The organism is Cetobacterium sp. (genome assembly GCF_048470075.1).
Taxonomy (GTDB): Bacteria; Fusobacteriota; Fusobacteriia; order Fusobacteriales; family Fusobacteriaceae; genus Cetobacterium_A.
Map to the genome: position 1 here is coordinate 1 of NZ_DBGBQB010000216.1, position 5,024 is coordinate 5,024.

Consider the following 5,024-nt stretch of genomic DNA (forward strand, 5'->3'; position numbering starts at 1 on the left):
AAAATAAAAATATAAAAGTATCTTGTATAGCTTCTCCCATTGGAAAAATAAGTATAGATGAAGTTGATTTTGAAAATAAATTTGAAGAACATTTGAAAAAATTTAAACATGTTTTAAATATAGCGCAAATATTAGAAGTTAAGTATGTAAGAGTTTTCAGTTTTTTTCTAAAAAGGGAGCAAAAAGAAAAATATAAAGATCTTATTTTAGAAAAAATGAAAAGTTTTATAAAAGAAATATCTGACTTAGATATTGTTTTACTTCATGAAAATGAAAAGGGGATATTTGGTGATGATACAGAAAGTTGTTTAAAATTAATTGAAGAGATTAATTCCGAGAAATTTAGATTAATATTTGATCCAGCTAATTTTATTCAAGTTGGTGTATCCTCATTAAAAGCTTATGAAAAATTAAAAAAATTTATTGAATATGTACATTTAAAGGATGCAAAATTCTCATCACATGAAAATGTATTAATAGGAACTGGAGATGGAGAGGTATTAGAACTATTAAAAGAATTAAAAAAAGATGATTTTAAAGGCTTTTTATCACTAGAACCACATCTTATAAATTTTAGTATTTTACAAAGTTTAGAGCAAGAAGATGTAAATAAAAGAAAATCTCAGTTTAAAGATGGCGAAGAAGCATTCCAAAAATCTTTAGAGATATTATTAAAAATGATAGAAAAAATATAGCAAGGGAGGAAAATATGTTAAGAATAGGAATAGTTGGAGTTGGTTTTATGGGAAAGGTTCATGTAATGTCATTCACGGATAAACCTATGATTCCTAATGCAACAGTAAAAAATGCAAAATTAACAGCGGTGTGTGATATAGATTCTGAAAAGTTAGAGTGGGCAAAAACGATAGATTCAGAGTTAAAAACTTTTACTGATTTTAAAGAGATGTTAAGTTCAGGGGAGATAGATGCAGTTATAGTTGCGACTCCTCACTACTTACATCCAATTATGGGAATAGAGGCTATAAAACAAAAGATACATGTATTAGTTGAGAAACCAGTTGGTGTTTTCACAAAAAATGTAGAAGAGTTAAATAAGGTTTCAGAAGAAAATAGAGAGATTGTTTTTGGATTATTATTTAATCAAAGAACTAATCCACTATTTAAAAAAGCAAAAGAGATAATTGAGGAAGATGGAATTGGAACATTTAAGAGAGTAAATTGGATAATAACAAACTGGTATCGTCCACAAAAATATTATGATAATGGAGAGTGGAGAGCTACTTGGGCAGGAGAAGGTGGAGGAGTTTTAATAAATCAAGCTCCCCATCAAATTGATATGTGGCAGTGGTTATGTGGAATGCCAAACAAGGTTCGAGCATACTGTAAGTTTGGAGAGAATAGAGATGTAGAAGTAGAAACGGATGTAACAGCTTACGTAGAGTATCCAAATGGAGGTAACGGAGTTTTCATAACCTCAACACATGATGCTCCTGGAACTAATAGATTGGAAATAATTGGTAACAATGGAAAGATAGTTATTGAAAATGATCAATTATCATATAAGAAATTACTAATGCCAGAAAATGAACTTAATTTAGTTGCTACAGCAGATTTAAGAGATCCTAAAAACACACCTCAATTTGAGGAAACAATCTATACATCTAAAGAACTTGGTGAGGTTCCTTGGGGAGTTGAACATGCTTTAGTAATTGAAAATTGGATAGATGCTATTGAAGGAAAAGATAAATTAATAGCTCCTGGAATTGAGGGAATAAAAGCTTTAGAACTTATAAATAGTATGATTTTATCAACATTTTTAAATAAAGAGATTGATCTACCTATAGATAAGGATCTTTATTATGATGAACTGATGAAAAGATGTGTTACTTCTAAATACAAAAAAAGATGGAGTATTTAGTTATGGAGGAAAAAAAACGTGTAGGAGTAGTTGGGTGTGGAGTTATAAGTGAGGTTCATATTCCACTGATAAAGAGAAGAGATAATTTAGTTGCAGTATGTGATATAAAATCAGAACTGGCTAAAAAAATAGGAGAAGAAAACAGTTGTAACTACTACGAAAGTTTTAATCAAATGTTAGAGAAGGAGGAGTTAGATGTGATTCACATCTTAACTCCACATAACATTAGATATGAGGTTGCAGAGCTAGCTTGTAAAAAAGGAGTACATTTCATTATAGAAAAACCATTGGCTCACACTTATGAAGAAGGTACCAGATTAATAGATCTTTTAAAAATATATCCTGAAATAGAAGCCACAGTGGTTTATCAAAATAGAAGAAATAAAAGCTACATAAAATTGAAAGATGAACTCAAAAATTTTAAATGTGGAAAAATTTTGGGATTAGAAGCAACTGTATTCTGGAGAAGAGATTTAAGTTATTATGAAAGTGCTCCGTGGAGAGGGAGAAAAAACGAAAGTGGTGGAGGGCTACTCATAAATCAGGCTATACACACAATTGATTATTTACAAGATATTGGAGGAGAGATAAAAAATATATCTGGAGGAGTTTTAAGATTAAAAAATATTGATTTAGATATAGAAGATACAGCATCAATAAAACTTGAATTTAAAAATGGAATAGAAGCTTTTTTTAGTGGAACTCTTTGTAACTTTTCAAATACAAGTATAAGTTTAAAAGTTTACTGTCAAAATGGAACTTACACAATTAGAGATGGACAGTTATTTTTAAATATAAATGGAGAAGAGAAAATTTTAGAAAAAGATGAAAAGGGAGAGATAAAAGATTATTATGGAGCTTCACATGAAATAGAGATTAAAAGTTTTTATGATTCTCTAGGAAATAATGAAAAACTATATCTACCTTTAAGTGAATCTTTAAAAAGTTTAAAAATAATAACAGATATCTATGAAAGAGGTGATTTAAAATGAAAATTGCAGTTCAAATGATAGGATATTTTATGCCATATTTAAAAGAGGGAAAGGCTATAGAGTTAGATTTTGCCAAAGAGGCTTTAAAAAATGCAAAAGATATGGGGTATGATGGAGTTCAACTTTCAGGATTTGGAAGAGTAAGTGATGAGATTATAGATTTTTATAGAGACACTTGTAAAGAGTTAGGATTAAAAATTGTTGCAACACATATAAACTATTTGGATTTAACAGAAAGTTTAGATCTGGTTATAAAAGCACATAAAGAATGGGATTGTAATCTTTGTGGGATAGGAGCTATGCCTATTAATTATCAAAATAGTTATGAAAAATATATTGAGTTCTCTAAAATAATAGAGGCTATTGGAAAAAGGTTATTGAAAGAAAATATATTTTTTATGTATCATATGCATGCCTTTGAATTTATTAAATTTAATAATAAATTTGGATTAGATATTTTAATGGAAAATACTTCAATAAAAAATGTAAAACTACTTATTGATACATATTGGGCACAGTACGGTGGAGTTAATATGTTAACTTTAATTGATAAATATAGTGATAGAATAAATACTATCCATTTAAAAGATATGAAAATTGTAAGTACAGGAGAAAAGTTTTTTGATTTAGGGAAGCAAGTTATATGTCCTCTAGGGGAAGGGAACATAGATTTTGAACCAGTTGTAGAAAAAATTAAAAAATTAAAAATTGATTGGATTATTATAGAACAGGATTACTCTTTAGATGGAGATATAAACAAAGATTATAAAAAAAGTTTAGAATTTTTAAAGAAAATAGTTTAAAGGGGAGTGTAGAAATGGAAATGTATAACCATTCGAAGTCATATAAAATAGGGCTTTTTGTATTAAATAATACAGCTACAAATTTAGGATTATTTTTATTGGGGTTTTATGCTTTCTACGGACAGAATTTATTAGGTCTATCAGCTATAATAATTGGATTAATAGCCACATCAATGAGGATATTTGATGGAATTACTGATCCGATTATCGGATATTTTATAGATAAGACAGATGGAAAATTTGGAAAATTTAAACCTTTTATACTTACAGGAAATATAATAATATTACTATCTATGATAGCTATTTTTAATACACCACTATATTTTTCTTCATTGGGTAAATATATATGGACAACATCTTTTTATATTATATATATAATAGGTTATACATTTCAAACTGCTTGCACAAAGGGTGGACAAGTAGTTTTAACTAATGATCCTAAACAAAGGCCTCTTTTTTCAATTTTCGATACAATTTATAATACAATATTATTTGGTGGAGGAACATATTTATTAATGAGTGTAATAGCCCCTAGATATGAGAGTGGTTTATTAAATCCTGAGCTTTGGAGATTTGTATCATTGATAACAGCTTTAGCATCATTCGTCTGTACAGTATTAGCTATAATTGGAATATGGGAAAAGGATAGAAGAGAATTTTTTGGTGTAGATAGTGAAGCTGCTAAAAAAATAAAAGGAAAAGATTATTTAGATATTATAAAAAATAATAAAGCGATTCAGATGCTTGTAATAGCAGCATCAACTGACAAGTTAGCGTCAAGTACAATGAGAGGTGTTGAAATATATTTATTTGCAAATATAATTTTAAATCAGAAGCTTCAAGGAAATTTCTCTGCAACAACCGCAATTCCAATAACAATAGTAGGGGTTACAGGCTTGTATTTTGCAAGAAAATCAGGATTAAAGAAAATTTTTAAATTTTCAACATGGGGAGGATTATTAAGTTCAGTATTATTATTTTTTATAGGAATGAAAGGAAATAATATAAATTTATTTCTAGGATTTATGTTTGTGCTAAAAGGGTTTATGGCAATCTCAACTCCAATAGTTATTCCTATGATTGCTGATGTTACAGATTATGAATTACATAGATCAGGAAGATTTGTACCAGGAATGATGGGAACTCTTTTTTCTTTTGTTGATAAAATGATAAGCTCATTAGCAACAACGCTTGTAGGATTTTCATTAGCTTATGCAGGAGTTGGGAAGAGTATAATTCAACCTAATGTATTTGTTAGTGAAAAATTTAAGATAGTTATGTTAGTGATGTATTGTTTAGTTCCTATGCTTGCTTTTGTGGCTTCTTTAATTTCAATGAGATATTATAAAT

The 5,024-nt window shown here is 28.5% G+C and carries 5 protein-coding genes; all 5 read left to right on the forward strand.

Annotated elements, in window-relative coordinates:
- Window positions 1-695: sugar phosphate isomerase/epimerase family protein (locus ACMOUI_RS07645; protein ID WP_418965136.1), on the forward strand; the 695-nt coding region annotated here is incomplete at its 5' end.
- A 14-nt stretch (window positions 696-709) separates the two neighbouring features.
- Window positions 710-1,879: a Gfo/Idh/MocA family protein gene (locus ACMOUI_RS07650; protein ID WP_418965137.1), complete on the forward strand. Its 1,170-nt coding sequence runs from the start codon at window positions 710-712 to the stop codon at window positions 1,877-1,879.
- Window positions 1,880-1,881: 2 nt separating this feature from the next.
- The gene (locus ACMOUI_RS07655) at window positions 1,882-2,871 is read left to right on the forward strand and encodes a Gfo/Idh/MocA family protein (protein WP_418965138.1); all 990 of its coding nucleotides are present in this window, start codon (window positions 1,882-1,884) and stop codon (window positions 2,869-2,871) included.
- Window positions 2,868-3,674: a sugar phosphate isomerase/epimerase family protein gene (locus ACMOUI_RS07660; RefSeq protein WP_418965139.1), complete on the forward strand. Its 807-nt coding sequence runs from the start codon at window positions 2,868-2,870 to the stop codon at window positions 3,672-3,674. Before ACMOUI_RS07655 ends, ACMOUI_RS07660 begins: the two co-directional genes overlap by 4 nt.
- Before the next feature lie 14 nt (window positions 3,675-3,688).
- Window positions 3,689-5,024 (forward strand): MFS transporter (locus ACMOUI_RS07665; protein ID WP_418965140.1); only part of this gene is annotated, 1,336 nt, incomplete at its 3' end.